32 protein-coding genes and 1 tRNA gene are annotated in these 24,804 nt (G+C 69.2%); 22 read left to right on the top strand and 11 right to left on the bottom strand.

Annotated features, from left to right (window positions below):
* Positions 1–36 precede the first annotated feature (36 nt).
* The 5 genes from ASD47_RS22765 (at position 37) to dxs (ending at position 4,195) form a co-directional block, all read left to right on the top strand.
* Positions 37–666, top strand: coding sequence for a phosphoglycerate mutase family protein (locus ASD47_RS22765; protein ID WP_056761800.1), 630 nt, complete (start codon positions 37–39; stop codon positions 664–666).
* Between the two features lie 121 nt (positions 667–787).
* Positions 788–1,030, top strand: a complete 243-nt coding sequence (locus tag ASD47_RS22760; protein ID WP_056761797.1) for an exodeoxyribonuclease VII small subunit — start codon at positions 788–790, stop codon at positions 1,028–1,030.
* Positions 1,030–1,380, top strand: a complete 351-nt coding sequence (locus ASD47_RS22755) for a tRNA-binding protein (RefSeq protein WP_056761793.1) — start codon at positions 1,030–1,032, stop codon at positions 1,378–1,380. Before ASD47_RS22760 ends, ASD47_RS22755 begins: the two co-directional genes overlap by 1 nt.
* On the top strand, positions 1,377–2,261 hold the full coding sequence (locus ASD47_RS22750) for a polyprenyl synthetase family protein (protein ID WP_056761789.1): 885 nt from the start codon (positions 1,377–1,379) through the stop codon (positions 2,259–2,261). The genes ASD47_RS22755 and ASD47_RS22750 overlap by 4 nt, the downstream gene beginning before the upstream one ends.
* A 17-nt stretch (positions 2,262–2,278) precedes the next feature.
* Positions 2,279–4,195 carry a 1-deoxy-D-xylulose-5-phosphate synthase gene (gene dxs / locus ASD47_RS22745; protein WP_056761784.1) on the top strand — a complete coding sequence of 639 codons (1,917 nt, stop codon included), beginning with the start codon at positions 2,279–2,281 and terminating at the stop codon, positions 4,193–4,195.
* Positions 4,196–4,236: 41 nt separating this feature from the next.
* Here the strand turns inward: dxs and ASD47_RS27770 are convergent, their stop codons facing one another.
* From ASD47_RS27770 to ASD47_RS22735, 3 genes are all read right to left on the bottom strand, one after another.
* Positions 4,237–4,482 carry a hypothetical protein gene (locus ASD47_RS27770; protein WP_235526107.1) on the bottom strand — a complete coding sequence of 82 codons (246 nt, stop codon included), beginning with the start codon at positions 4,480–4,482 and terminating at the stop codon, positions 4,237–4,239.
* Between the two features lie 11 nt (positions 4,483–4,493).
* On the bottom strand, positions 4,494–4,727 hold the full coding sequence (locus tag ASD47_RS27765; protein WP_235526105.1) for a hypothetical protein: 234 nt from the start codon (positions 4,725–4,727) through the stop codon (positions 4,494–4,496).
* 253 nt (positions 4,728–4,980) lie between these two features.
* Positions 4,981–5,056, bottom strand: a tRNA-Lys gene (locus ASD47_RS22735).
* 81 nt (positions 5,057–5,137) lie between these two features.
* On the opposite strand from ASD47_RS22735, the gene ASD47_RS22730 reads away from it, so the two are divergent.
* From ASD47_RS22730 to ASD47_RS22720, 3 genes are all read left to right on the top strand, one after another.
* Positions 5,138–5,476, top strand: a complete 339-nt coding sequence (locus ASD47_RS22730) for a histidine phosphotransferase (RefSeq protein ID WP_056761781.1) — start codon at positions 5,138–5,140, stop codon at positions 5,474–5,476.
* Positions 5,477–5,574: 98 nt separating this feature from the next.
* Complete coding sequence (locus tag ASD47_RS22725) at positions 5,575–6,405, top strand: TIGR00266 family protein (RefSeq protein WP_056761778.1); 831 nt, start codon at positions 5,575–5,577, stop codon at positions 6,403–6,405.
* Between the two features lie 26 nt (positions 6,406–6,431).
* Positions 6,432–7,019 (top strand): hypothetical protein, encoded by a 588-nt coding sequence (locus ASD47_RS22720; RefSeq protein ID WP_056761775.1) that lies wholly within the window; start codon positions 6,432–6,434, stop codon positions 7,017–7,019.
* Positions 7,020–7,022: 3 nt separating this feature from the next.
* Here ASD47_RS22720 and ASD47_RS22715 read toward each other — a convergent pair whose 3' ends face one another.
* Together ASD47_RS22715 and gcvA are read right to left on the bottom strand one after the other, a co-directional pair.
* Complete coding sequence (locus tag ASD47_RS22715; protein WP_162251701.1) at positions 7,023–7,352, bottom strand: chorismate mutase; 330 nt, start codon at positions 7,350–7,352, stop codon at positions 7,023–7,025.
* A gap of 60 nt (positions 7,353–7,412) precedes the next feature.
* Entirely contained in the window at positions 7,413–8,369 is a 957-nt protein-coding gene (gene gcvA, locus ASD47_RS22710) for a transcriptional regulator GcvA (RefSeq protein ID WP_056761768.1), read from the bottom strand.
* A 221-nt stretch (positions 8,370–8,590) separates the two neighbouring features.
* Here gcvA and cobA point away from each other — a divergent pair, with 221 nt between their 5' ends.
* From cobA to ASD47_RS22670, 8 genes are all read left to right on the top strand, one after another.
* Positions 8,591–9,514, top strand: a complete 924-nt coding sequence (gene cobA / locus ASD47_RS22705) for a uroporphyrinogen-III C-methyltransferase (protein WP_056762105.1) — start codon at positions 8,591–8,593, stop codon at positions 9,512–9,514.
* Entirely contained in the window at positions 9,511–9,876 is a 366-nt protein-coding gene (locus ASD47_RS22700; protein WP_056761765.1) for a DUF2849 domain-containing protein, read from the top strand. The genes cobA and ASD47_RS22700 overlap by 4 nt, the downstream gene beginning before the upstream one ends.
* 5 nt (positions 9,877–9,881) lie before the next feature.
* Entirely contained in the window at positions 9,882–11,540 is a 1,659-nt protein-coding gene (locus ASD47_RS22695; protein ID WP_056761762.1) for a nitrite/sulfite reductase, read from the top strand.
* Positions 11,524–12,024 carry a DUF934 domain-containing protein gene (locus ASD47_RS22690; protein WP_056761759.1) on the top strand — a complete coding sequence of 167 codons (501 nt, stop codon included), beginning with the start codon at positions 11,524–11,526 and terminating at the stop codon, positions 12,022–12,024. The genes ASD47_RS22695 and ASD47_RS22690 overlap by 17 nt, the downstream gene beginning before the upstream one ends.
* Complete coding sequence (locus tag ASD47_RS22685) at positions 12,024–12,815, top strand: phosphoadenylyl-sulfate reductase (RefSeq protein ID WP_230983912.1); 792 nt, start codon at positions 12,024–12,026, stop codon at positions 12,813–12,815. Before ASD47_RS22690 ends, ASD47_RS22685 begins: the two co-directional genes overlap by 1 nt.
* 75 nt (positions 12,816–12,890) lie before the next feature.
* A complete protein-coding gene (locus tag ASD47_RS22680) occupies positions 12,891–14,444 on the top strand; it encodes an alpha/beta hydrolase (RefSeq protein ID WP_082564759.1) in 1,554 nt (517 codons plus the stop codon).
* 48 nt (positions 14,445–14,492) lie between these two features.
* Positions 14,493–14,870: a hypothetical protein gene (locus ASD47_RS22675; protein WP_056761751.1), complete on the top strand. Its 378-nt coding sequence runs from the start codon at positions 14,493–14,495 to the stop codon at positions 14,868–14,870.
* A gap of 34 nt (positions 14,871–14,904) precedes the next feature.
* A complete protein-coding gene (locus tag ASD47_RS22670; RefSeq protein WP_056761748.1) occupies positions 14,905–15,375 on the top strand; it encodes a response regulator in 471 nt (156 codons plus the stop codon).
* Between the two features lie 36 nt (positions 15,376–15,411).
* Here ASD47_RS22670 and ASD47_RS22665 read toward each other — a convergent pair whose 3' ends face one another.
* On the bottom strand, positions 15,412–15,903 hold the full coding sequence (locus tag ASD47_RS22665) for a 3D domain-containing protein (protein WP_056761745.1): 492 nt from the start codon (positions 15,901–15,903) through the stop codon (positions 15,412–15,414).
* A 350-nt stretch (positions 15,904–16,253) separates the two neighbouring features.
* On the opposite strand from ASD47_RS22665, the gene ASD47_RS22660 reads away from it, so the two are divergent.
* Entirely contained in the window at positions 16,254–17,285 is a 1,032-nt protein-coding gene (locus ASD47_RS22660; protein ID WP_056761742.1) for a S1/P1 Nuclease, read from the top strand.
* Positions 17,286–17,289: 4 nt separating this feature from the next.
* Positions 17,290–17,736, top strand: a complete 447-nt coding sequence (locus tag ASD47_RS22655) for an NUDIX domain-containing protein (RefSeq protein ID WP_056761739.1) — start codon at positions 17,290–17,292, stop codon at positions 17,734–17,736.
* Positions 17,737–17,739: 3 nt separating this feature from the next.
* Here ASD47_RS22655 and ASD47_RS22650 read toward each other — a convergent pair whose 3' ends face one another.
* On the bottom strand, positions 17,740–18,060 hold the full coding sequence (locus ASD47_RS22650) for a hypothetical protein (protein WP_056761738.1): 321 nt from the start codon (positions 18,058–18,060) through the stop codon (positions 17,740–17,742).
* Between the two features lie 134 nt (positions 18,061–18,194).
* On the opposite strand from ASD47_RS22650, the gene ASD47_RS22645 reads away from it, so the two are divergent.
* The 3 genes from ASD47_RS22645 to ASD47_RS22635 all read left to right on the top strand — a co-directional run bounded on the left by ASD47_RS22645 (position 18,195) and on the right by ASD47_RS22635 (position 20,295).
* Positions 18,195–18,542, top strand: a complete 348-nt coding sequence (locus ASD47_RS22645) for a GIY-YIG nuclease family protein (RefSeq protein WP_056761735.1) — start codon at positions 18,195–18,197, stop codon at positions 18,540–18,542.
* Positions 18,543–18,550: 8 nt separating this feature from the next.
* Positions 18,551–19,117 carry a DUF2239 family protein gene (locus ASD47_RS22640; protein ID WP_056761732.1) on the top strand — a complete coding sequence of 189 codons (567 nt, stop codon included), beginning with the start codon at positions 18,551–18,553 and terminating at the stop codon, positions 19,115–19,117.
* 77 nt (positions 19,118–19,194) lie between these two features.
* The gene (locus ASD47_RS22635) at positions 19,195–20,295 is read left to right on the top strand and encodes a peptidoglycan DD-metalloendopeptidase family protein (protein ID WP_056761730.1); all 1,101 of its coding nucleotides are present in this window, start codon (positions 19,195–19,197) and stop codon (positions 20,293–20,295) included.
* Here the strand turns inward: ASD47_RS22635 and ASD47_RS22630 are convergent.
* Positions 20,292–21,332, bottom strand: a complete 1,041-nt coding sequence (locus tag ASD47_RS22630; protein ID WP_056761727.1) for a ThuA domain-containing protein — start codon at positions 21,330–21,332, stop codon at positions 20,292–20,294. The two genes, ASD47_RS22635 and ASD47_RS22630, sit on opposite strands and share 4 nt — an antisense overlap.
* 18 nt (positions 21,333–21,350) lie before the next feature.
* Complete coding sequence (locus ASD47_RS22625) at positions 21,351–21,746, bottom strand: VOC family protein (RefSeq protein ID WP_056761724.1); 396 nt, start codon at positions 21,744–21,746, stop codon at positions 21,351–21,353.
* 122 nt (positions 21,747–21,868) lie between these two features.
* Here ASD47_RS22625 and ASD47_RS22620 point away from each other — a divergent pair, with 122 nt between their 5' ends.
* Positions 21,869–22,375, top strand: coding sequence for a hypothetical protein (locus ASD47_RS22620; RefSeq protein ID WP_230983913.1), 507 nt, complete (start codon positions 21,869–21,871; stop codon positions 22,373–22,375).
* 961 nt (positions 22,376–23,336) lie between these two features.
* On the opposite strand, the gene ASD47_RS22615 is transcribed toward ASD47_RS22620, so the two are convergent.
* Positions 23,337–23,753 carry a DUF4826 family protein gene (locus ASD47_RS22615; protein WP_056761721.1) on the bottom strand — a complete coding sequence of 139 codons (417 nt, stop codon included), beginning with the start codon at positions 23,751–23,753 and terminating at the stop codon, positions 23,337–23,339.
* Between the two features lie 64 nt (positions 23,754–23,817).
* On the bottom strand, positions 23,818–24,366 hold the full coding sequence (locus tag ASD47_RS22610; protein WP_056761718.1) for a hypothetical protein: 549 nt from the start codon (positions 24,364–24,366) through the stop codon (positions 23,818–23,820).
* Positions 24,367–24,804: the final 438 nt, after the last annotated feature.

The raw sequence follows: 24,804 nt of genomic DNA, 5'->3' as shown, positions 1-24,804 counted from the left end.
GGTCGCCGGGGGCGACCAGCCGGACCTCCAAGATCTATGGCCGACGAATCCGCCGACCACCTTTCCTCGCCGGGACCTTCCGGACCTGCCGAGCGCCCTGGCGCGATCACCCTGGCCCGTCACGGCGAGCCGGCCCTGTCGCGCAAGGTCCGCTTCAACGCCCCGGCCTACGGCGAATGGTGGGCGCGCTACGAAGAGGGCGGGCTGCTGCCCGGCCAGACTCCGCCGGAGTTCCTGAAGGCCACGGCCAGGCGGGCCGGGGTGATGATCGCCTCGACGCGCCGCCGCTCGATCGAGACGGCCACGGCCGTGGCCGACGGCAAGGCCTTCGCCACCGATCCGCTGTTCATCGAGGCGCCCCTGCCGCCGCCGCCCTGGCCGCGCTGGATCAAGATGTCGCCCAAGCACTGGGGCTTCTTCGCCCGGTTCTGGTGGTGGTTCTTCGATCACCACGCCGGCCAGGAGAGCCGGGCCCAGGCCGAGATCCGCGCCGACCAGGCCGCCGACCTGCTAATCGACCTGTCGAAGAACGGCCAGGAAGTGCTGCTGGTGGCCCACGGCTTCTTCAACACCATGATCGGCCTGTCGCTTCAGAAGCGCGGCCTGAAGAAGACGCTGGACCAGGGATTCCAGTACTGGTGCGTGAAGCGCTTCGAGCGGCCCTGACCGCGCGCGCGGGCGCCGGGGACCTCGGCGCCCCGGGCCCCGTTCACCAAAAGCCCCGCCAACGGCGTTGCCCGCGCCGCGGCCCGCCACTAGGGTGCGCCCATTCGCCCCCGGAGTAGAAATGATCAGTCCGCAAGATCTTGAAGGCATGAGCTTCGAGCAGGCCCTGGCCCGTCTGGAGCAGATCGTTGGCGAGCTGGAGTCCGGCAAGGCCGAGCTCGAGCGCTCGATCGAGATCTACGAGGACGGCGCGGCGCTGAAGGCCCACTGCGAGAAGAAGCTGGAGGCGGCCCGCCTGAAGGTCGAGAAGATCGTGCTGGGCCAGGGCGGCGCCGTCACCGCCGAAGCGGCCGAGTTCAACTGATGGGCCAGGCGTCGCCCCAGATCGGCTACGAGGACTTCGAACGGGTCGATATCCGCATCGGCACGGTGATCGAGGCCACGCCGTTTCCGGAGGCGCGCAAGCCCGCCTACAAGCTGACCATCGATTTCGGTCCCCAGATCGGGGTGAAGAAATCCTCGGCCCAGGTGACCAAGCACTACGCCCTGGACGAACTGATCGGCCGCCGCGTGGCCGCCGTGGTCAATTTTCCGCCGCGCCAGATCGGTCCGGTGAAGTCCGAGGTCCTGTGCCTGGGGTTTCCGGACGCCGAGGGCGGCGTGGTGCTGATCGACGTCGACCGCGACGTTCCCAACGGGGGGAAGCTGTTTTGATCGACCTCGAAAAGCGCATCGTCCAGGCCGCCGACATCGTCACCGTGGCGCTGGACGAACTGCTGCCGCGGGCCGACGGTCCGGAGAGCCGCCTGACCGAGGCCATGCGCTATGCGGCCCTGGGGCCCGGCAAGCGCCTGCGGCCGTTCTTCGCCCTGGAGACGGGCAAGATGTTCGACCTTCCGGAGCGGCCGGTCCTGCGCGCCGCCTGCGCCCTGGAGTGCATCCACGCCTACAGCCTGGTGCATGACGACTTGCCGGCCATGGACGACGACGACATGCGCCGCGGCCGTCCGACCGTCCACGTGCAGTACGACGAGGCCACGGCGATCCTGGCCGGCGACGCCTTGCAGACCGCCGCCTTCGAGATCATGGCCCACCCCGACACCCACGACGACGGCCATGTCCGCTCGGAACTGGTGCGCAAGCTGGCGATCGCCTCGGGCGCCAAGGGCATGGCCGGCGGCCAGATGATCGACCTGCTGGGCGTTCGCGACGACCTGGGCGCGGTGGCCCGCATGCAGCGCCTGAAGACCGGCGCCCTGATCGCCTTCGCCTTCGAGATCCCGCTGATCATCGCCCGGTCCAAGCCCGAGGAGCGGGCGGCCCTGATGGGATTCGCCCAGGACCTGGGCCTGGCCTACCAGATCGTCGACGACATTCTTGACGCCGAGGGCGACGAAGCGGTGCTGGGCAAGGCGGCCGGCGGCAAGGACGCCGCCAAGGGCAAGGCCAACTACGTCACCCTGCTGGGCCTCGAAGCGGCCAAGGAACGAGTCAACCTCCTGGCCGCTCAGACTCGGTCACATCTCGATATTTTCGGCGAACGGGCCGAACATCTGCGCCTTAGCGTGGATTTCGTGCTGGACCGCCGCAACTGACCGCGCTTTCTTCGGACATGCCTGCCTTGACCCCTCTCCTCGACACCATCGCCTCGCCCGCCGACACCCGCGGCCTCAGCGTGGCCGAACTGAAGCAGCTGGCGAGCGAGGTGCGGGCCGAGACCATCGACGCCGTCTCGGTGACCGGCGGACACCTGGGCGCGGGCCTGGGCGTGGTCGAGCTGACCGTCGCCCTGCACCACGTGTTCGACACGCCCAGGGACATCGTCATCTGGGACGTCGGCCACCAGGCCTATCCGCACAAGATCCTGACCGGCCGCCGCGACCGCATCCGCACCCTGCGCCAGGGCGGCGGGCTGTCGGGCTTCACCAAGCGGGCCGAGAGCGAATACGACCCCTTCGGCGCGGCCCACGCGGCCACCTCGATCTCGGCGGCGCTGGGCTTCTGCGCCGCGCGCGACGCGAAAGGCGAGAACAACAGCGTCATCGCCGTGATCGGCGACGGCTCGATGAGCGCCGGCATGGCCTACGAGGCCATGAACGCGGCCACCGACACCACCAAGCGCTTGATCGTCATCCTCAACGACAACGACATGTCGATCGCCCCGCCGGTGGGGGGGATGAGCGCCTATCTGGCCAACCTCGTCTCGGGCGGCGCCTATCGCAAGGTGCGCAAGCTGGGCAAGACGGTGGTCGAAAAGCTGCCGACCCCGATCCGCGACGCAGCCCGCAAGGCCGAGGAATACGCCCGCGGCATGGTCACCGGCGGCACCTTCTTCGAGGAGCTGGGCTTCCACTATGTCGGCCCAATCGACGGCCACGACATGGACGCCCTGGTCAGCGTGCTGACCAACGCCAAGAACTTCGACGAGAAGCCCGTGCTGGTCCACGTCGTCACCCAGAAGGGCAAGGGCTACGCCCCGGCCGAGGGGGCCGACGACAAGCTGCACGCGGTGGTCAAGTTCGACGTGGTCACCGGCCAGCAGCACAAGGCCGCCGCCGGCCCGCCCAGCTACACCAAGGTGTTCGCCCAGGAGCTAATCAAGCACGCCGCGATCGACGACAAGATCGTGGCCATCACCGCCGCCATGCCCTCGGGCACGGGCCTGGACCTGTTCGGCAAGGCCTTCCCCGAGCGCACATTCGACGTCGGCATCGCCGAGCAGCATGCGGTGACCTTCGCCGCCGGTCTGGCCGCCGACGGCATGAAGCCGTTCGCGGCGATCTATTCCACCTTCCTGCAGCGCGGCTATGACCAGGTGGTCCACGACGTGGCCATCCAGCGCCTGCCGGTGCGCTTCGCCATGGACCGCGCCGGCCTGGTCGGCGCCGACGGCCCGACCCACGCCGGCACCTTCGACATCGGCTTCATGGGGGCTCTGCCCGGCATGGTGCTGATGGCCGCCGCCGACGAGGTGGAACTGGCCCACATGGTCTCGACCGCCGTGGCCATCGACGACCGTCCCAGCGCCTTCCGCTATCCGCGCGGCGAGGGCCTGGGCCTGACCCTTCCGGAGCTCGCAGCCCCGCTGGAGATCGGCAAGGGCCGCATCGTCCGCGAGGGGACCAGCGTCGCCATCGTCTCGCTAGGTACGCGCCTGACCGAATGCCTGAAGGCCGCCGACCTGCTGGCCGCCCGCGGCCTGTCGGCCACGGTCGCCGACGCGCGTTTCGCCAAGCCGCTGGATGTCGACCTGTTGCTGCGCCTGGCGCGCGAGCACGAGGCGATCATCACGGTGGAGGAGGGGGCTATGGGCGGCTTCGGCGCCTTCGTGCTGCAGGCCCTGGCCGAGCACGGAGCCCTGGACCGCGGCCTGAAGATCCGCACCCTGGTGCTGCCCGACGTCTTCCAGGACCAGGATAAGCCCGACCTGATGTACGCCCAGGCGGGCCTCGACGCCGAGGGTATCCTGCGCGGGGCGCTGTCGGCGCTGGGCATCGACAACATCAGCGCGGCGGGGCGTCGGGCTTAAGGCGGATCGATACTCGAAATCGTGCGCCCAACATCTTCGCCCTAGGTCGAGCAGGCCTTGAAGAACGCCTTCACCTGCCGCTGATCGGCCGAGGCGGCGTCGAGGTCGTGGTGGGCGTCGGCCACGAGCAGGTCCAGGTCGCCGGTGCGGCGGAAGGCGCGCAGCGCCGAGGCGTCGACCGTGGTGCGGGCTTCCAGCACGCCGCCGTCCATGTCCGACACCGCCGGCTGGGCCCTCAGCCGGGTGACCGAGCGGCCCGAGGCCAGGGCGATCTCGCCGCCCGCCACGCCCGTCGTGGTCAGGGTGACGCCCGAGGCGTGGGGCGCGCAGGCCGCATCATCACGACGTCGTCGCTGTTCGGCCGGCCATAGGCCAGCTTGGGCCCTTCGCCGGCGTTGTCCATGTAGTTCCAGCCGTAGCCCGGTTGGCCGGCCCGGTCATGGGCGCAGGCCCCCAACGTCAGCCCGCCGAGAGTCAGGAGCAGCAGCAGGGCGTTGGGCGGCAGGCGGGTGGACAGGCGGCGGCGAGGCATGGGCGGTCCCTTCGTCAAGGGAACGTCCGTCCCGGCGCGCGGGTTCAGCGCCGCGCGGTTTACGGCTCCCGTTCGCGTTGGCCCGTCCAGGCCCGACCTGGCGCAGGATCGCTGGATCGCCCCGCCGGCGACCGCGGGAGGAGCGGCGATTTCCAGGGGCGTCAGAGACGGCGGATTGGGCTATCGTCCGTCCGGCCCGAGCGTGTCGGGATCCCCGGAGGGGAGGGCTTGAGGATCGGATTTCGGAGGAAGATGGTGGGCGCAGTAGGATTCGAACCTACGACCCGCTGATTAAGAGTCAGCTGCTCTACCAACTGAGCTATGCGCCCGCGCGACCCGAAGCGATGGTTTGCCTCGGCGGCGAGGCGCGGAACATACGCAAAGAATCTTGGAACGCAAGGGACTATTTTTTGGCCAGACGAGATATCAGCGGAGCCGTGGATTTCGCTTACCTGGAAGGGTTCGCGATGAACGATTCCGCGGTCATCGACGAGGTGCTGGCGCTGTTTCGCGAGCAGGCCGCGCTGTGGACGCCGATGCTCGACAAGAGCCATCCCGGCTGGATGGACGCGGTCCATACGGTCAAGGGCGCGGCGCGGGGCGTGGGGGCCTTCGTCCTGGGGGATGTCTGCGCGCAGGCGGAGGCGGGGACCCGGAGCCTGGGCGACGTGCGTAACGCCCTGGACGCCGCGCTGCTGGACATCGCCGCCTACGCCCACGAACGGGCGCTGCGGTCGCTGAAGGGGTAGCTGAGCTCTCATTCGCCCCTGAACTTACGAACCTGTAATTGGCTTGCCGCGCGGCGCTCGCCTAGGCTGCGGGGGCCATAACGGGAGTCCCTTCGACCATGACCAACAGCCCCTGGTCCCACCAGCGCAGCGCCAGCGTCGCCGATGACGTCGATTTCGAGATCAAGGGCCAGGAGCTGCAGTTCCTGGAGATCGAGCTGGATCCCGGCGAGAGCGCCGTGGCCGAGGCCGGATCGTTCGTCTGGAAGGACGCCAGCATCCAGATGACCACGGTGTTCGGCGACGGCTCGGGCGATACCGGCGGCGGCTTCATGGGCAAGCTGCTGGGGGCGGGCAAGCGCCTGGTCACCGGCGAGAGCCTGTTCACCACCGTCTTCACCCACACCGGCTCGGGCAAGGCGCGCGTGGCCTTCGCCTCGCCGACGCCGGGTTCGATCCTGCCGCTGAACCTGGGCCAGCTGGGCGGAAGCCTGATCTGCCAGAAGGACAGCTTCCTGGCCGCGGCGCGCGGCGTGTCGATCGGCGTCCATTTCCAGAAGCGGATGATGACCGGCCTGTTCGGCGGCGAGGGCTTCATCATGCAGCGGCTGGACGGCGACGGCTGGGTGTTCGTCCAGATGGGCGGCACGCTGGTCGAGCGCGAACTGCGGGCCGGCGAGGAGCTGCACGTCGATACCGGCTGCCTGGCGGCCTACACGCCGGGCGTCGACTTCGACCTGGTCACGGCCGGCGGCGTGCGCAGCGTGCTGTTCGGCGGCGAGGGGCTGTTCTTCGCCCGGCTGCGTGGACCGGGGAAGGTGTGGATCCAGTCCCTGCCGTTCTCGCGCCTGGCCGGCCGGATGCTGGCGGCCGCCGGCGGCCAGGGCGGCAATCGCGGCGAGGGGTCGATTCTGGGCGAACTGGGCGATCTGATCGGCGGGAATCGATAGGCCGTAGCATTGTGAGGAAGGGCGCGATGCTTTCGGACGCGGTTCTGGCGGACATCCGTGCCCTCCACGAGGGGGAGGACCGCGGCTACCATGACTGGAGCCACCCCTTGGCGTTGCTGGGCCAGCTGGCGGAGATCGAGACCGAGCTTGATGATCCGCTGGCGGTGCGATGCGCGATCCTGCTGCACGACGCGATCTACGAGCCTCGCCGCGCCGACAACGAGACCCGCAGCGCCGAACTCGCCCGACGCATGCTGGACAGCGTCGTGCCGGCGGCCACTCTGGAGCGGGCGGTGCGCTTGATCGAGGCGACGCAGCACCACGCCGTTCCCGAGGATCTTCCGCCCGGCGAGGTCGGCGACATGGCGCGGTTTCTCGACATGGACCTGTCGATTCTCGGCGCCGCGCCTGAGGCGTTCGACACTTACGAAGCTGGCGTCCGGCACGAGTATCGGGAGGTCCCGGAAACCGTTTTTCGGGCCGGACGCGCGGCGATTCTCGAGCGCTTCCTGGAGCGGGACGCGCTGTACTTCTCGGACTGGGGCAAGGCCAGGTTCGAGGCCAGGGCGCGCGAAAACCTCCGGCGCTCCATCAGGCGGCTGAAAGCCGACTGAGGCCTAACCCTTCGTCCGATCCCAGCTGTCGTACTCATAGGCGATGCAGCGGTCGATCAGCGTACGCCAAACCGGCTCGGCGATGGCTTCCGACAGGCCCGACTCGCGGGCGGCGATCTTGACCTTGTCGACCACGTCCTCGATCCGGGCGCGGTCGAACACCTTGTTGCGGTCGGCCTTGATGCGGGCGGCGGCGTCCATGTAGCCCTGGCGCTCGGCCAGCAGCGCCACCAGGGCCCGATCCAGGGCGTCGACCCCCTGGCGGACGTCGAGCATCGTCTGGCAGTCGGCGGGGGCGAGGCGCTCGTCGACGTTGAGAGTCGTCTTGATCATGCGCCCCTTTAAGCCGTTTTGAGCGGCGGGGACCATACCAAACCTGACCGTGGCGGCCGCCTAGATGCCCGCGCCGTTGTCCATGGTCAGCAGGGCCGCTTCATGGGCGGCGGCCTCGTCCCTGAGCCAGGCCACGAAGGCCTTGACCTGCGGCAGGCGGCCCTTGGCCTTGGGGTGGACGACGTAATAGGCGAAATCGACCGCCGTGGCGGCTTCGAACGGGATCACCAGCCGGCCGGCGTCGAGATCGGCCTGGGCCAGGGTCTGCTTGGCCAGGGCGACGCCGCGGCCGTTGGCGGCGGCCTCGATCACCAGGCTGGACTGGTTGAAGCGCGGGCCACGCGCTCCGTCGACGCTCTTGATGCCCCGCGCGGCCAGCCACATGGCCCAGTCCGGGCAGCTGTCGTCGGCGTCGGGCGAGCCGTCGTGCAGCAGGATGTGGCGCGACAGATCCTCGGGCGTTTCCAACGGGTTGGACGCCAGGAGTTCAGGGCTGGCGACCGGGATCACCGTCTCGCTCAGCAGGCGGATCACCTCCAGGCCCGGATAGCGGCCCGAGCCGTAGCGGATGGCCAGGTCGACCTCGCCGGCCGCGAAGTCGACGACCTCCATGCCGGCCGACAGCCAGACGTCGACCTGGGGCTGGGCCTGCTCGAACTTGCCCAGGCGCGGCACCAGCCACTTGGCGGCGAACGAGGGGGCGGCGGTCAGGGTCAGGCGGCGGCCGTCGACCGCGGCGGTCAGCAGGCTGGCGGCCTCGGCCAGCCGGTCGAAGGCCTCGCGCAGGGCGGGCAGGGCGGTCTGGGCCGCGTCGGTCAGCAGCAGGCCCTTGGGCGTGCGCTTGAACAGGGCCGCGCCGACATAGTCCTCCAGGTTCTGGATCTGCTGGCTGACCGCGCCCGGCGTCACCGAAAGCTCGTCGGCGGCGCGACTGAAGTTCAGGTGACGTGCGGCCGCCTCGAACGCGCGCAGGGCGTTCAAGGGCGGGAGGCGACGTCGTTCGGACTGTCTTTCCATGAGTTTTACTGAACGCCCCGGCAGAAGACCTTGTTTGCGAATTGGCCCGGTCGCGACCAATTTGCAAGCGTTCGCTGATGGAGATGGCCCTTTTCCTTGGCGAACGCGAGCGGGGCGGACCCTAGGGTTCGCCCCGCAATGCTTTGAAGCGCACCGGTTTGGCGAACGCGCCGGTCCGGCGCGTCGCCAATGGTGGCTGGCTTATAGAGGACCTGAATCTGATGGCTCGGCCAACGGTCCGATCCGCTTCCCGGTCGAACGCCGGTCTCGTCGCTCTCGGCGGCGGGACGGACGCGCGCGCGCCGGGCCGGGTGACCCTGGTTGGCGCGGGGCCCGGCGATCCGGAGCTGCTGACGATCAAGGCGCTGAAGGCCCTGCAGGCCGCCGAGGTGGTGGTCCACGACGGCCTGGTGTCCGACGAGATCCTCGACCTGGCGCCGGTGGCGGCGCGGCGGATCAACGTCGCCAAGCGCAAGTCGCGCCACACCCTGCCGCAGGACGACATCAACCAACTGCTGGTCGCCCTGGCCCTGGACGGCCTGACCGTGGTGCGGCTGAAGGGCGGCGATCCGTTCCTGTTCGGCCGCGGCGGCGAGGAGCTGGCCGCCTGCCGCGAGGCCGGCGTCGACTGCACCGTCGTTCCCGGCGTGACCGCCGCCCTGGCCGCCTCGGCCGGAGCCGGCGCGCCCTTGACCCACCGTGGCGCCGCCCAAGCCGTGACCTTCGTCACCGGCCACGCCGCTCATGGTGAGCCGGATCTGGACTGGACCGCCCTGGCGCGGCCGAACCAGACCGTCGTCGTCTATATGGGCGTCTCGACCGCCGGCCTGATCGCCGAGCGCCTGACGGCGGCTGGCCGGGCCGGCTCGACCCCGGCCCTGATCGTCGAGAACGCCAGCCGCGCCGACGAGCGCCGTCTCCTGACCACTCTGGCCGGCCTGGCGCTCGCCGCCGAGGGCCTCAAGGGCCCGGCGCTGCTGATGGTCGGCGAGGCCATGGCGATGGCCGACGTCGTGCCGAACAACCTCGTCCTTCGACAAGCTCAGGATGAGGTTGTCTCGGGCGCTGCAGTAGGCCTCATCCTGAGCTTGTCTAAGGACGAGGTCGCCTCCCCGAAAGTCCAACGCGTGAGCCCTGGTCAATGAAAGCCATCACCGCCAATCGCCTGATCGACGGCGAGGTCGTGTTCTGGAAGGCCGGCGCCTGGGTCGAGGGCTTCGGCGACGCCCAGCTGTTCGGCGAGGGCCAGGAGGCCGAGGTCGAGACCGTGGTGGCCAACGGCAAGGCCCAGCCGACGGTGGTGGTCGACGTCTATCCGATCGACCTGGCCCCGGTGGACGGCGGTCTGGCCCCGATCAGCTATCGCGAACGCATCCGGGCCCTGGGGCCCACCAACGAACCCACCCACGGCAAGCAGGCCGTCGGCGGCGAGGTCATCGAGGCGCTGCGCCACGCAGCCGGCGCCGCCCGCTCGACCGGTCGCGTCGACCTGATCCGCAGGAAGTAAGCCGCATGTACCTGTACGATCCCATCGACCGCGAATTCCTGACGGACCGCTCCAACGAGTTCCGCCACCAGGTGGCGCGCCGTCTGGCCGGCGAGTTGACCGAGGACCAGTTCAAACCGCTGCGGCTGATGAACGGCCTGTACCTGCAGCTGCACGCCTACATGCTGCGGATCGCCATTCCGTACGGCTCGCTGAACGCCCGCCAGGCCCGCCGCCTGGCCTGGATCGCCCGCACCTACGACAAGGGCTACGGCCACTTCACCACCCGCCAGAACATCCAGTTCAACTGGATCAAGCTGAAGGACGCGCCCGACATCCTGGACGCCCTGGCCGAGGTGGACCTGCACGCCATCCAGACCAGCGGCAACTGCATCCGCAACGTCACCGCCGACCCCTATGCCGGCGCCACGGCCGAGGAGATCGACGACCCGCGGGTGTGGTCGGAAGTCCTGCGCCAGTGGTCGACCCTGCATCCCGAGTTCAGCTTCCTGCCGCGCAAATTCAAGATCGCCATCACCGGCGCCCTGACCGACCGCGCGGCGGTCAAGGTGCACGACATCGGCCTGATCCTGCGCAAGGGCCGTGACGGCCAGATCGGCTTCGAGGTGATCGTCGGCGGCGGCCAGGGGCGCACGCCCTATGTCGGCCCGACCATCCGCTCGTACCTGCCCGCCGAGCACCTGCTCAGCTATGTCGAGGCGATCCTGCGCGTCTACAACCGCCATGGCCGCCGCGACAACATCTACAAGGCCCGGATCAAGATCCTGGTCGCCGCCCTGGGCGCCGAGGAGTTCGCCCGTCAGGTCGAGGAGGAGTGGGGCAAGATCGACGCCGCGCGCGCCAACCTGCCGGCCAGCGAACTGGCCCGCGTCCGCGCCGCCTTCGCCCAGACCCGCTTCGAGACCCTGCCGGCCGTGTCCGAAGCCTTCGAGGCCGCCCGCGCCGCCAGCCCGGCCCTGCAGCGCTTCGTGCGCAACAACGTCAAGCCGCACAAGCAGAGCGGCTATGCGATCGTCGAGGTGTCTCTGAAGGCCATCGGCCAGACGCCGGGCGACGCCACGGCCGAGCAGTTGGAGGTCGTCGCCGACCTGGCCGAGCGCTACAGCCTGGACGACCTGCGCGTGACCCACGCCCAGAACCTAGTCCTGCCGCACGTCAAGCTGGACGACCTGCCGACCGTGCACGCGGCCCTGGAGGCCGCGGGCCTGGCCACCGCCAACATCGACCTGGCCAGCGACATCATCGCCTGCCCGGGCCTGGACTACTGCGCCCTGGCCAACGCCCGCGCCATCCCGATCGCCCAGGACATCGCCAGGAAGTTCGCCGATCCGGATCGCGCCGAGAAGGTGGGCGAGCTGAAGATCAAGATCAGCGGCTGCATCAACGCCTGCGGCCACCACCACGTGGCCCACATCGGCATCCTGGGCGTCGACAAGAAGGGCGAGGAATTCTACCAGCTCTCGCTCGGCGGCTCGGGGGCGGAGGACGCCAGCATCGGCCGGATCCTGGGCCCGGGCCTGTCGGCCGACAAGGTGGCCCCGGCCATCGACGCCCTGGTCGACGCCTATCTGAACATCCGCGCCGGCGACGAGCGCTTCCTCGACACCTATCGCCGCGTCGGCCTCGAGCCCTTCAAGGAGGCGGTCTATGCCCAAGCTGATTAAGCTGACCGGCGACACGGCGCAGTGGGCCGACGACGTCTTCACCCATGTCGGCGACGACGACGCCCTGCCCGAAGGCGACGTGATCCTGTCCCTGGCCCGCTTCCAGGCCGAGGGCGAGATCCTGCTGTCCAACAGCCGGCGCGTCGGCGTGCGGGTCGAGGCGGACCAGGAGGTCGAAGCTCTGGCCTATGACCTGCCGCGCCTGTCGGTGGTGGCCCTGGCCTTCCCGAAATACCGGGACGGCCGCGCCTATACCTCGGCCCGCCTGTTGCGCGAGCGCCTGGGCTTCACCGGCGAGGTGCGGGCGGTCGGCGACGTGCTGCAGGAACAGGCCGGCTTCATGGTCCGCTGCGGCTTCGACGCCTTCGAACCCGCCGACGGCGCGACGCCCGAGGTCTGGACCAAGGCCGCCCACCGCTATCGCCATGTCTATCAACGCGCCGCCGACAACCGTCAGGTGGCGTTCGAGGAAAGGGCCAGCTGATGGCCTACGACCAGACCGTGACCGAGGTGAAGCCGACCGTCGCGACGCAGCCTCTCGTCCCGGAAAGCGGGGCCGCTGACCTGGCGGCGCGGCTGGACGCCGAGCTGCGCGACGCCCACCCGCTGACCATCCTGCGCAAGGCCTACGAGACGTTCGGCGACCAGTTGGCCCTGGTCAGCTCGTTCGGCGCGGAATCAGCGGTGCTTCTGCACCTGGCCAGCCAGGTGTCGACAGCCATTCCCGTGCTGTTCCTCGACACCGGCATGCTGTTCGGCCAGACCCTGGACTACCGCCGGCAACTGGCCGCCAAGCTGGGCCTGACCGACGTGCGCGACCTGCGCCCGGCCTATACCGACCTGGCGGTCACCGATCCCAAGTCGGACCTGTGGCGCACCGACACCGACGCCTGCTGCCACATCCGCAAGGTGCTGCCGCTGGACCGCGCCTTGGGCGAGTTCGCCGCCTGGACCACGGGCCGCAAGCGGTTCCACGGCGGCGACCGCCTGCGGCTGCGGGTGGTCGAGGAGGCTGACGGCAAGATCAAGTTCAACCCCCTGGCCAACTGGGGCAAGGCCGAGTTGGAGGCCTATGTCGCCGAGCACGACCTGCCGGCCCATCCGCTGGTCGCCCAGGGCTTCCCTTCGGTCGGTTGCTGGCCGTGCACCAAGCCGGTGGAGGACCCCAACGCCGACGTCCGCGCTGGCCGCTGGGCCGGCCAGGACAAGACCGAATGCGGCATCCACGTCGCCCGGGCCCCCGGCGCCGCGCCGAACGTGGGCGAGGGGATCTAAAGCCTCGGCGGCTCTTGACGCCAGGACGTCGCTGTCTGAGCCTGCCTTCTACGTTCGGTTGAGAGGGGGCGGGCGATGAGGGCGGTGCTGGCGTGCATGTTCGCGGCCTTGATCGCCGCTTCGACCCTACCCGCGACCGCCGAGCCGCTCCGTCGCGCCGGGCAGGTCGCCACCGAGCCCGGCGTCGCTAACGCCCTCGACGGCTCGACCATGGCCTACGAGATCGGCACGCTGTACGTACCCGAGAACCGCGCCAAGCCGGGCAGCCGGCTGATCGGCGTCGGGTTCGCGCGCGTCCGGGCCGCCCGCGCCACGGACGCCCCACCGATCGTGCTGCTGGCGGGAGGTCCCGGCGTCACCATGCTGGACATCGTGCTCGACCACGACGAAGCCGCCAGGCGGCGGGTCAAGGCGTGGCAGGCCTACGCCCAGGTCGCCGACCTGATCGTCATCGAGCAGCGGGGCTATACCCTGCGCGGCGACCTGATGGAGATCGACAGCCCGGCCCTGCCGCTGGACCGGCCGTCGACCACGGCCCAGGACATCGAGGTCACCCGCGACCTGGCCCGCCGGGCCCAGGCGGCCTATCCGCAAGCGGACCTTTCCGGCTATTCGATCACCCAGATCGCCGACGACGTCGACGACCTGCGCCAGGCCCTGGGCTACGACAAGGTCAGCCTGGTGGCGGCCAGCTTCGGCTCGCAATGGGCCTTCGCGGTCCTGAAGCGCCATCCGGGCCGCGTGGCGCGGGCGGTGATCTCGTCGGCCGAGCCGCTGGATTACGGCTACGACATGCCCTCGCAGGTGTTCGCGGCCTTCCAGCGCATCGCCGTCGAGGCCGACGCCGATCCCGGCCTGGAGCCCTATCTGCCGCCGGGCGGGCTGATCGCGGCGATGCGGGCCGTGCGCGACCGGTTCGCGGGCGGACCGGTCACCGTGACGGTCGAGGACGAGGGCGGCCAAGCGCGCCGGATCGTGCTGGGCCTGGAAGATTACCAACTGGCCCTGATCACCTATTCGGCCGACGCCGCCGCCTTCCCGCGCTTCGTGGTGTCGGCCTATCACGGCCACTACGAGGCGTGGGCCAGGGACGCCATCGGCTGGCGCGCGTCCGAGAAGCGGTCGCTGATCAATCCGCTGATCAATATCGGCCTGGACATGACCGCCGAGCGCAAGAGCCTGCTGTGGAGCGATCCGGCCCTGCCGATGCTGGGAAACTGGAACTTCGCCGCCTATCTGGCGACCAAGGGCGAGTGGGCGACGCCGGACGCCGGCGACGCCTTCCGCCGGCCGGTCCAGGACCCGACGCCGGTGCTTTTCGTCCAGGGCGACTGGGACACCTCGACGCCGATCGAGAACACCCTGGCCATGTTGCCCTATTTCCCCAACAGCCGGACGATCGTCCTGCATCGCGCCCAGCATAACGGCCCGTTCGCCCTGTTGCGCGGCCGACCCGAGGTGGCGGCCAAGGTTTACGACTTCCTGCGCGACGGCCGCACGACGGACCTGCCGGCCGAGGTGCAGCTGGACCCTGTAACCTTTGCCAGGCCGGACTTTCCAGCGCCTGGGCGCGCGGTTTCGACGCAGGGAACCAGGCCCGACACATCCCCAAGGTTAAATCGTCGTTAGGCCTCGCCTCGTAGCTTCGGCCTGGGTTCGGGAGAAAAGATCTTGTCGATGGTCGCGAGTGAGCTTCGGTCGGACGTCGCGGCGACGTTCGACGTCCTGTCGTGGGAGCTGGAGCTGGCCGGCGCCCGCTGCATCTTCCTGGACACGTTGATCGGCAAGCTGCTGGGGACCGTAGCGCCCGAGCATCGCGAGCAGCTGATCGAGGGCATTCAGGCCGTGGACCTGCTCAGCCAGCACCTGACGGGCCTGTCGACCTTCGCTCGAAGCCTCAGCCAGACCGTGGCCGCGCCCGAGCAGATCGAGGTGGGCGCCGCCTTGCAGAGCGTGACCCTCGGCGCCTTGGCCGATAGGATGACCTCGTCGTTCGGCGGCGACGAAGCGGGCATCAACGACGGCGACGACGCCGGCGACCTGGATCTCTTCTGATGACGCGCCGCCGACACCAACTGCGGGGACGCCCATGAACATGGTTCAACCCGGCACGCGGATCCTGGTCGCCGACAGCGACCGGGCAGTCCTGGAAATGCTGCAGATCCGCCTGGACCTGGCCGGCTATCACGCGTTGGCGGCCCGCAGCGGTCCGGCCGCGCTGGAAATGGCGCACAACATGCGCCCGGCCCTCATGGTGCTGGACCTGGCGATCACCGAAATGACCGCCTTCGAGGTGATGGCGGCGCTGCAACGCGACGTCTCGCGCCCGCGCGGCCAGATCCTGCTGGTGGGTAAGCGACTGGGCGTCGACGAGGTCAAGCGCGGCGCTGCTCTCGGCGTCCGGGCCTGCATGCTCAAGCCGTTCAGCGGCGCGGACCTAGTCGAGCGGGTCGGCAAGATGCTGAAGCCGGCTTCGCCCGCGCCGTCGCCGGCCGGCGCGGTGGGATCGCGGATGCCGCCCGCAGGCCGGCCTTCGCCGTCCAGCGACGTCTTCATCTAGGAGATCCCGGAAGGCTTCGCCTCCGGGCGACGCCGGCTATTCCGGCGGGCAGCCCTTGAACTCGCCGACCTTGGTCACCGAGAGGGTCGAGAGGTTCAGGCCCATCAGGGGCTTCATCGAGGACGCGCCCTGGCCGCTGAACAGGTCCAGCTTGTTGCCCTTGATCGCCCCGCCGATGTCGGAAGCGTACCAGTAGCCGTCGTGCTTTTCGCCGTTGGGCATCGGCAGGCCGACGGTTTCTTTGATGAACACCACGGTGCGGCGCGGGATCACGGTCTTGTCGACCGCCAGGGTGCGCATGGCCACCACCTTGCAGCCCAGGCTATCGAGGGCGCGGATGCCCTTGGCGCCGGCGTGGTAGAGCGTGGCCTTCATCTTGTATTCGACCGACCCCGGCATGGTGCCCGTCAGGGCGCCGGCGATCAGATCGCCCAGCGGATCGGGCTTGGAGTCCGAGTCGGCGGCCAGGGCGGGGAGGGCGATGGACATGGCCGCGATGGCCAGAAATCCCGCAAACGTGCGTCGCATCGAGGGGTTCCTCTTATCGGCGTAGAGTGTCGGTCGGCGGCCTGATTACTAAGATCACAGCCGCGTGACAACCCACCTGGAGGCGACTTGATGCCGCGCCGCACCCTTAGCGGCGGCGCGCGGCGCCATCGTTCGAACGCACTTTTGGTTCCCTGATGAGCGTTAATCGGGAACGGGCAAGGGATTGCATGCTGACGCTTGGAGCGGAAACGCCGCGCTCTGGCGGTCGGCGTCGGGGTGGCATAAACCGGAGTCGTCCACGGCTTTTCGGCGGTGCACGCGTCTTGGGCCGGTCCGCGGGGCAGGGTGAGACGCGGCGGTGGCCCGGTCGTCCGTTCGTTGGAGTGCGCATGAAGCTGTCCGTCTGCCTTTTCGCCAGCGTCGCGATGATCGCCGCCATGGCTGCTCCCGCCAGTTCGGCCCTGGCCTGGGGCGCCTGGGGCCACCGCATGGTCGGCGTGGTCGCCGCCGAGAGCCTCCCCAGCGACCTGCCGGCCTTCCTGCGCACGCCCGAGGCGGCCGCCGCGATCGGCGAATACGCCCGCGAGCCGGACCGCTGGAAGGGCTCGGGCAAGGTCCACGACACCGACCGCGACGCCGCCCACTTCCTCGACATCGACGACGAGGGGCGGATGTACGGCGGGCCCAAGTTCACGCTGGAAACCCTGCCGTCCACCCGCGCCGACTACGAAAAGGCCCTGACCGCGGTCGGCCACGACAGCTGGAACGCCGGCTACCTACCGTATTCGATCATCGACGGCTACCAACAGCTGGTGAAGGACTTCACCTACTGGCGCATCCTGCAGTCGGTCTCCGCCACCGAGAAAGACGCCACCCGGAAAGCCTATTACGTCGCCGACCTGAAGCGGCGCGAGGACCTGCTGGTCCGCGACCTGGGCGTCTGGGCCCACTATGTCGGCGACGCCAGCCAGCCGCTGCATCTGAGCGTGCACTACAACGGCTGGGGCGATTACCCCAATCCGAATGGCTACACCCAGAGCAAGGCCACCCACGGCAATTTCGAGGGGCCTCTGGTCAAGGCCGTGGCGGTCGACGCCGACGTCAAGGCGCTGGTGCCGGCCTACAAGGACTGCGGCTGCACGATCGAGGCGCGGACCGTGACCTATCTGAGCACGACCGTCGGCTTCGTCGAGCCGCTGTACAAGCTGGAGAAGGAGGGCGGACTGGTCGCGACCGACCCGCGCGCCAAGACCTTCGTCGACGAGCGCCTGGCGGCCGGGGCGACCCAGCTGCGCGACATGGTCGTCGACGCCTGGAAGGCCAGCGCCACAGGCAAGATCGGCTATCGTCCCGAGATCACGGTCGACGACGTGACCAGCGGCAAGGCCGATCCGTGGAACGACCTTTACGGCAAGGACTGATCCCATGCAGGCGTTCGACGCGCCCGAGCCGGGCCTGGAGTACAAGCACCGCTGGGCCGCCTTCGGCATCGCTGAGGGGGCTGACGGGACCATCGCCCTGGTCGAGGTGCGCAAGCCGGGCCGAGCGCCTTATTTCGACCTGCCGGGCGGGGCGGTCGATGGCGACGAGGACGAGCACGCCGCCGTGGTGCGCGAGTTCGGCGAGGAGACCGGCCTGGTCGTGGAGGTGGGGCGGCGGGTGATCGAGGTCAGCCAGCCCTTCCTGAAGTCGAACGGCCAGCCGGTGTGCAACAACGGCGGCATCTATGTCGTCCGCGTCACTGGCCAGCGGTCCGAGCTGAAGGTCGAGGACGACCATACGCTGGTCTGGCTGGACCCGCGCGACGCGGTCGTCGCCCTGAGGCACGACGCCCACGCCTGGGCCGTGGCGGCCTGGCTGCGGCGGGGCTAAGGCCTACCTCAGCAGGGCCTTGGCCTTCTCCGGCGCGACCTGGTCGAAGATCATCTTCAGGTGCGTGTCCTTGGCGTGGTCGTTGTGCAGGTCCCAGGCCAATGACACGGGCAGCTTCAGTCGGCCGCCGTCGGCCAGCCTGGCCACGAGGACGCGCCATGAAAAGCCGTCGCCGGGATCGCCCAGCGGATCCTTGAACTCCAGCGGCGCAGGATCGCGCAGGCGGAAAGCCCGGCCCTCGTGCGCCTCGAACCAGGCGATATCGGCCTGGGCGATCGGGTCGACGGCTGGAGCGATCAGCCTGCCCTTGAGATTGCGGACCATATCGGCCTCCGGAATGGGAGCGGGGTCTCTAGCGTCTTTGGGTCCCGCGAGCCAGCGGGCGAAGGTGGGGCATTAGCGGATTAATATACCCGGATAATATTGACTTCATAAAATACCCGGGTAAAAAGCTGCTCATGGAAAAGACGAACAACCGGCGCGCCCTGGTGCGCGACTATAAGGACCGCAGGGTCCAGGCCGGGATCTACGCCGTCCGCTGCGCGGCGACCGGCGAGGTCTGGATCGGCGGCACGCCCGACCTGTCGACCCGCCAGAACGGCGTCTGGTTCGCCCTGCGCATGGGCGGCCACACCAGCCCGACCCTGCAGCAGGCCTGGAACGCCCACGGCGAGGCGGCCTTCGGTTTCGAGGTGCTCGAAGTCCTCGACGACCAGGGGCTGGAGCGGCTGGGCCGGGCCTCGCTGCTGGTCGAGCGCCGCGAGCACTGGCGCGCGACCCTGCACGCCGAGGAATTGCGGCGGTGAGCGGCCCGATGACGTCCTATGTGCTGTTCGAGGGCGAGCGGCGGCTCGCGGCCGGTCCGAAGCTGGAGGTCGCGGTGGCCGCCCAGGCTCGCCTGGCCCAGGCGCCGGACGCCTCGCTGCTGATCTTCGACCCCGAGGGACGCCAGGTGGATTTTGACCTGCGAGGCGGACCCTGGGACATTGCGCTGCGGTTGGGGGTGGGCGAGCCCGCGCCGCGCGGCCGCGGACGGCCCAAGCTGGGCGTCACGGCTCGCGAGGTGACCCTGCTGCCGCGCCACTGGGAGTGGCTGGCCGCCCAGCCGGGCGGCGCGTCGGTCGCCCTGCGCAAGCTGGTCGAGGCCGCCCGTCGCGAGAGCGAAGGGCCCGACCGCCGCCGCGCCGCCCGCGACGCCGCCTACCGTTTCGCCTCGGCCATGGCCGGCGACCGGCCGGGCTTCGAGGCCATGAGCCGGGCGCTGTTCGCCGGCGACGCGGCCGGGTTCGCGGCGCGGATCGCCGACTGGCCGACGGACGTCCGCGACCACCTGCGGACCCTGGCGAGCGAGGCGTTCGAGGCGTCCATTACCGAAGTGTAACAGCCGTTACAGAGGTTTAAGGCCGAGATCCCGGGGCGGCGTGGCAGGGTGCGCCGATCACGAAACGGGGGACCCGAATGAAACTCATCGCCTCGCTGCTGGCGCTCGGCCTCTGGGCCGGCGGTTCGCAAGCCGCCCTGGCCCAGGCCCGCATCCTGCCCGAGCGGCCCTATCTGGAGCCGACGGCGGCGGGGGCCAGCGCCAATTTCGACGTGCTGATCACCAACGACAAGGCCTGGCCGGTCGAGGTCTCGGAGGTCACGGTGACCACCCTGGATACCGGCGGCGCGGCGGTGCTGGAGCGGCGGATCGACGGCAACGGCTTCGCCCCGGCCATCGAGACCATCGCCAATCGGGTGCTGGCGCCTGGCGAGACCCGGCTGTTCTTCAACCCGTTCCCGGAGCTCCCCGGCGACGTCGCCGCCTCGGCCATGCGGGTGCGGGTGACGCTGGAGCGCGTGACGAAGGAGGGCGAAACGGCGCCGGCCGGCGAGGTCCCGACCGTGGTCGAGGCCAAGGCCGTCTTCGCGAGCGCGCCCGCCTGGACCCGCAAGCTGGTGCTGCCGGTGGAGGGCCGGGTGCTGGTCTGGGATGGTCACGACCTGCTGTCGCACCATCGCCGGTTCGACACCCAGCATCCGTTCCTCAAGCAGATGGGCATCGGCGCCAACGCCATGCGCTATTCCTACGACCTGGCGCCCGTCGACGCCGAGGGCCGGATGGCGGCGGGCGATGCGACGCGCAACGAGAGCTATCTCGGCTTCGGCCGCCCGGTGCGGGCGCCGGCCGACGGCATGGTGGTGGCGGCTCTGGACAGCCGGCCGGACGACAAGAGCTTCGATCCGGGCGAACTGAAGGACGCGCCGAACGCCCTGTTCGGCAACTATGTCGTGATCCGCCATGCCGACGGCCTGTTCAGCATCCTGGGCCACATCCGCCAGGCCAGCCTGAAGGTGAAGGTCGGCGATCCGGTCAAGGCGGGCCAGCCCGTGGCGGCGATCGGCGCCTCGGGCAGCTCGCTGTTTCCGCATCTGCACTATCAGTTGATGACCGGCCCCAGCATGCGCGACGAGGGCGCGCCCAGCGGGTTCGCCGGCCTCACCCGGGTACGCGGCGCCGTACGCACCCCGGTGGTCAACGGCGCGATCGACAGCGGCGACGTGGTGGAGGGGCGCTAGCGGGCGCCGCCCCGCGCCAGCACGTCCGCCAGCACCGCCTTGTAGGCGGTGTCGAACGGCGCGCGGTCGCTGTCGGGCTTGGCCGGATAGACCGTGCGCAGGTCGGCGATGCGCTGGGCGGTGGCGGCCTGCCATTTCGGCTCCATCTTCAGCAGCCGGCCGAGGATCGCCTTGTCGTCGCGGCCGTCGGCGGGCGCGTAGGCCAGCAGCGCCTTCACCTGCCACAGGAACTGGCGCAGCGTGTCGGGGCTGGCCTCGCCGTCGGTGCGACGGCCGGTCCAGTTCACCGCCGCGACGATCTGCTTGCGAAAGCGCGGATCGTCCCAGGTCGAGGGCGTGTGGCCCAGGTTGGTGAAGAACAGCCGGCCCTGGCCGACCTGGCGCGCCCAGGCGACCGGCACGGCGTAGGGCCGCTTCAGCGGCGTGCCGGCGAAGTCCAGCGTCTGCAGCACGCGCACCTTGGCCGGGTCGAAGTCGCTGTGCTGGTAGATCTCCTCGGCATAGTCGAACCCGACCGGCCACATGCCGACCAGGGCCAGGTCGGGATCCAGCGTCTCGACGCGGATCGGCGTGCCCTGGGTCCAGGGATGGCCGGCGAACTTGCCGTTGATGAAGCGGGTATAGGTCTCGCCGGGGCCGTCATAGGGCCAGCCGGTGTCGGTGGCGCTGTGGACGCCGACGAAGCCCAGCTTGCCGGCCTTCACGCGGGACTGGACGACCGCCCAGGCCTCCGGCGAGATCGGCAGGGCGCCGGTGGTGTAGAACACCAGCACATCGACGCTCGCCAGCCGCTCCGGCGTGATCTCGCGGGCGTCCTGGGTGACCTCGGCGGTGAAGGCGCCGCTCTCCTCGCCGATGGCCTTTATCGCGATCTCGGACGGCGCCAGGCCGCCGCCCTCGGGCCGGGCGACGGGGGCGTGTTTCCAGCCGACCGACTGGTCCAGATAGAGCACCCGCAACGGAACAGGCTCGGCCATGGCCGGGGCGGCGACCAGGGCCGCGACGGCGACGAACAGCAGGGCGAGGATGCGACGCATGGGGTGGAGCATGGGGGATCAGGCCTTGGTCTTGGGCTGCAGCAGGTCCCAGCGGTTGCCGTACAGGTCTTCGAAGACCGCGACGCTGCCATAGGCTTCGTGGCGGGGCGCCTCGAGGAACCTCACCCCGGCGGCGCTCAGTCGGGCGTGGTCGGCCTCGAAGGCGTCGGTGTGCAGGAACAGCCAGACCCGGCCGCCGCCCTGGCCGCCGACCAACGCCGTTTGCTGGTCGTCGCTGGCCTTGGCCAGCAGGAAGCGCGTGCCGGCCGCGCCCGGCGCGACCACGACCCAGCGCTTGCCACCGCCCAAGTGGCTGTCCTCCACTAGGGAAAACCCCATCTTGCCGAGATAGAAGGCCAGGGCCTCATCGTAGTCGCGGACGAGCAGGGACAGGAGGGCGAGGTGCTGGGCCATGGAGACTCACTCGGTGACATCCCTGCTTAGCACGAGGACGCGACGTACGATCCGCGGGTTATCGACGCCCGATTGAAGCATACTGCCCGGGTCGCCGACGATCCGCCTGTGGAGAAGCCGCCATGTTCGCACGTTCGATCCTCGCTTCGGCCATCGCCCTGGCCCTCGCGGCCGGCGCCGCCGGGGCCCAGGTTCCCGAGACCAAGGTCACGCCCGTGGAAGCCGCCGACCTGCCGCCGGCCGTGGTCGCGGCGGTCACCAAGGCCGCGCCGGGCCTGAAGATCAAGGCGGCGGAACTCAAGGTGCGCGAGGACCGGCGCTATTATGATGTCGAGGGGACCTTGCCGGACGGCGCAGAGATCGAGTTCGACCTGCTGGAGGCCGGCGGCCGGTGGAAGATCGTCGAGACCCAGCGCGACGTCGCCTGGACCGCCACGCCCCAGCCGGTGCGCGACGCCGCGGTCAAGGCCGCCCCCAAGGTCGCGCCGGTCCGGGTGATCGAGAGCACCCAGGCCGACGGCGAGGTGATCTACGAGCTGTTCGCCGAGGGCCAGCCCAAGACCCCGGCCCTGGAGGTCAGCTGGAAGGGCGGCAAGGCCAAGGTGCTCACCGAGGTCTGGCCGCATTAGAAGAGGCGACATGCTCATGGCATGGGCCCGGCGCTCAGGCCTGATGCGCCGCGATCCCCCTCCGGCCCTCCGGGCCACCTCCCCCAGAGGGGGAGGATCTAGCACCGCTCAGATGCTCCCCCTCTGGGGGAGCTGTCGCGAAGCGACTGAGGGGGTCTTTCACGGACACGGCTCTTCGACCTCGGCCCTTCGCGGGCGAGTGGGCGGGGAGGCGCGGAGCGGTCCGGGCCCAGCCCGGATGACCGTGGGTTTAGAGTGTGCGTTTCGGCTAGACCTGACCGCTCCGCGAAACCGTTTGTCTCAAGGGACGACGACTGAGGGCTTGTTTCATCCCGGTCGGCGTTTCCCCTCAGGCGGGCAGGATCAGGTCGCCCGGAAGGGGCCGTCGGCGACTCCGACTGATCCTGGAACAGGCCGGTTTGAACTCCCGGCCCCGTCGACCCGCCTGTCCCGCCACCGTCCCCGCCGGGCCTTGGAGCCTTCTGAGCCCCGCCGCCCGCCGCGGTCCGATCGCCAGGCCCAGGCGGCCCCGCTCGGTCCCACCCCCATCGCCTGCTTGGGCCGGTACCAAGAGCCCTCCCCCGCGATAGGGACAGCTTCGATTGTGCAGGAGGTTTGAGGCCCGAGGACCGGTGACGCTGCTTTTTCTGCAGGGCGTTGGAAGGGCTGGGGTTTGTAGCGCCGACGACGGGGATTGAGCAGCGTCCATCCCCCCAATTGCCGTCATCCTCGGACTTGTTCCGAGGACCCCTCGTTCAGCCGCGCTGTCGCTCCAGACGGAACCACGGCCTCACCGCTCAACGGACCAGCCTCCTTCGCAGTGGAGGCAGGGGTCCTCGGAACAAGTCCGAGGGTGACGAGCGTTGGGGAAATGTTGTGAGCCCGCCCGCAGCGGCGAGGCCCCATGCGGAGCGATGGGATTTGCCGGAAAAGAGACAGCCCGAAGGTCCGCGACGGGTGGTCACCGGTCTTCCGCCCAAATCGCGGGGTCTCGCTCCCAGTCGAGCAGGGCATTCGCTCGACTCGTTAGCATCGGCCCGAGAGAGGCATCCAGGCCGAGGCCTTGAAGCGTCGTGTCATCCGGCGCGGTCTCGGCGACGGACTTAAGCCACGTGCGCGCTATTTTCGCGACCGCTTCCCTAGGAGAACGGCAGTCGTTGGCGGCGCAATAGTCCGTAGGCAAGTCGCCGCAGAGCGCCCACCACCCCACGCTTCCGGGCGCGATTACGCTCTCAATTGCCCACAGGGAGACATATGGCGCGATGTGCCAAGCGGGCCATTCGCCGATTTCTCCGTGGTGGAGCGAGGCCCGATCCAGATATTCGACCACCTCGCTGCGCCGCGCGTCGCACCACGCTTCTTCGTCTTGATCAGTCATGAGCGCACATTCGGCGAACAGCGGGAGCGGAGCAACAAGCTCTACTCAGGGTGGATGTCGGAAGTTAGCGGACGAGCCCTGGCGGCCACGGGATCGGCATCGAGGTATGGCGCTTCGGCAACCAGTCGAGCAAGAAGTCCCAAGCGGGCTGGTTCGAGACAGATGCCAAACCTCTGATCGTTTCTGATTGGAGGTGATACGCCTGAACAAGTTCGTCCAGAGACGTCGGAATTCTCTCCAGTCTGACTTTCACCCGCTCGACCCATTCGCCGATCGGCACATCCTCTCCGGTAGCAGCGAGAAAGTCGAAATCTCGATCGTTCCCCAAATGCCAGCCAACGAATGTTGAGCGGAATATCCCTTGATCGGCGGCCGGGTAATTAGCATCGAGCCAAGAGCGCAGCTCTAGCAATTCGATCGCGATCACTCCCGTGAGATTAAAACCCCAAGGATGTCTAATCTCATGCGGGAAGTATTGCGGCTTGATCGCCCCCTCGCTGGAAACTTCCCAGCCTGGCTGAACCTGGGGCCGCAACTTCCTGCGAGAAAGCCCATGCGCTTTTAGGGCGTCGCTCAGCCCCGCGCGGAATTCCTTGATGTTGTTCGGGGTCATTCGTCGCCTTCAAGCTGCGCCGCGACGTTGTGCTAATTTGCTGCGAGTTCGCAACGGGTCGGGTCCGGAATTTGCGATCGCGCCCGTCACCGGCCTTTGAGCGCCATGCCGGAAGCGGACAGGGTAAAGGTCTGTTCGGGGTCGAAAGCGCCTTTGGGGGCGCTACCAGAAAGTTGACCTTGGCGACGGCGCTCCAGGCGTGATTTCGGACAGGTCGTGCGTCCTTCGAGGCCCGCTGCGCGGGCGCCTCAGGATGAGGAGCGTTGTGCTGAGTTCCTCATCCTGAGGTGCGCGCTCCTGAGCGCGCCTCGAAGGACGCAAGGCGCTTGAGAAGTCAGCAACGGGTCGAGGCTGTGTAAAAACCCTCTAACCGCTGCGCCCCTGCGAGAGAGCATGAGCGTGGCGCGAGGCCGGCGTCAGGCCTGGATCGCCTTCATC

This window comes from Caulobacter sp. Root1472, assembly GCF_001426985.1.
In the GTDB taxonomy this organism is placed as follows: domain Bacteria; phylum Pseudomonadota; class Alphaproteobacteria; order Caulobacterales; family Caulobacteraceae; genus Caulobacter; species Caulobacter rhizosphaerae.
This window is presented reverse-complemented; position numbering and strand designations above follow the sequence as displayed.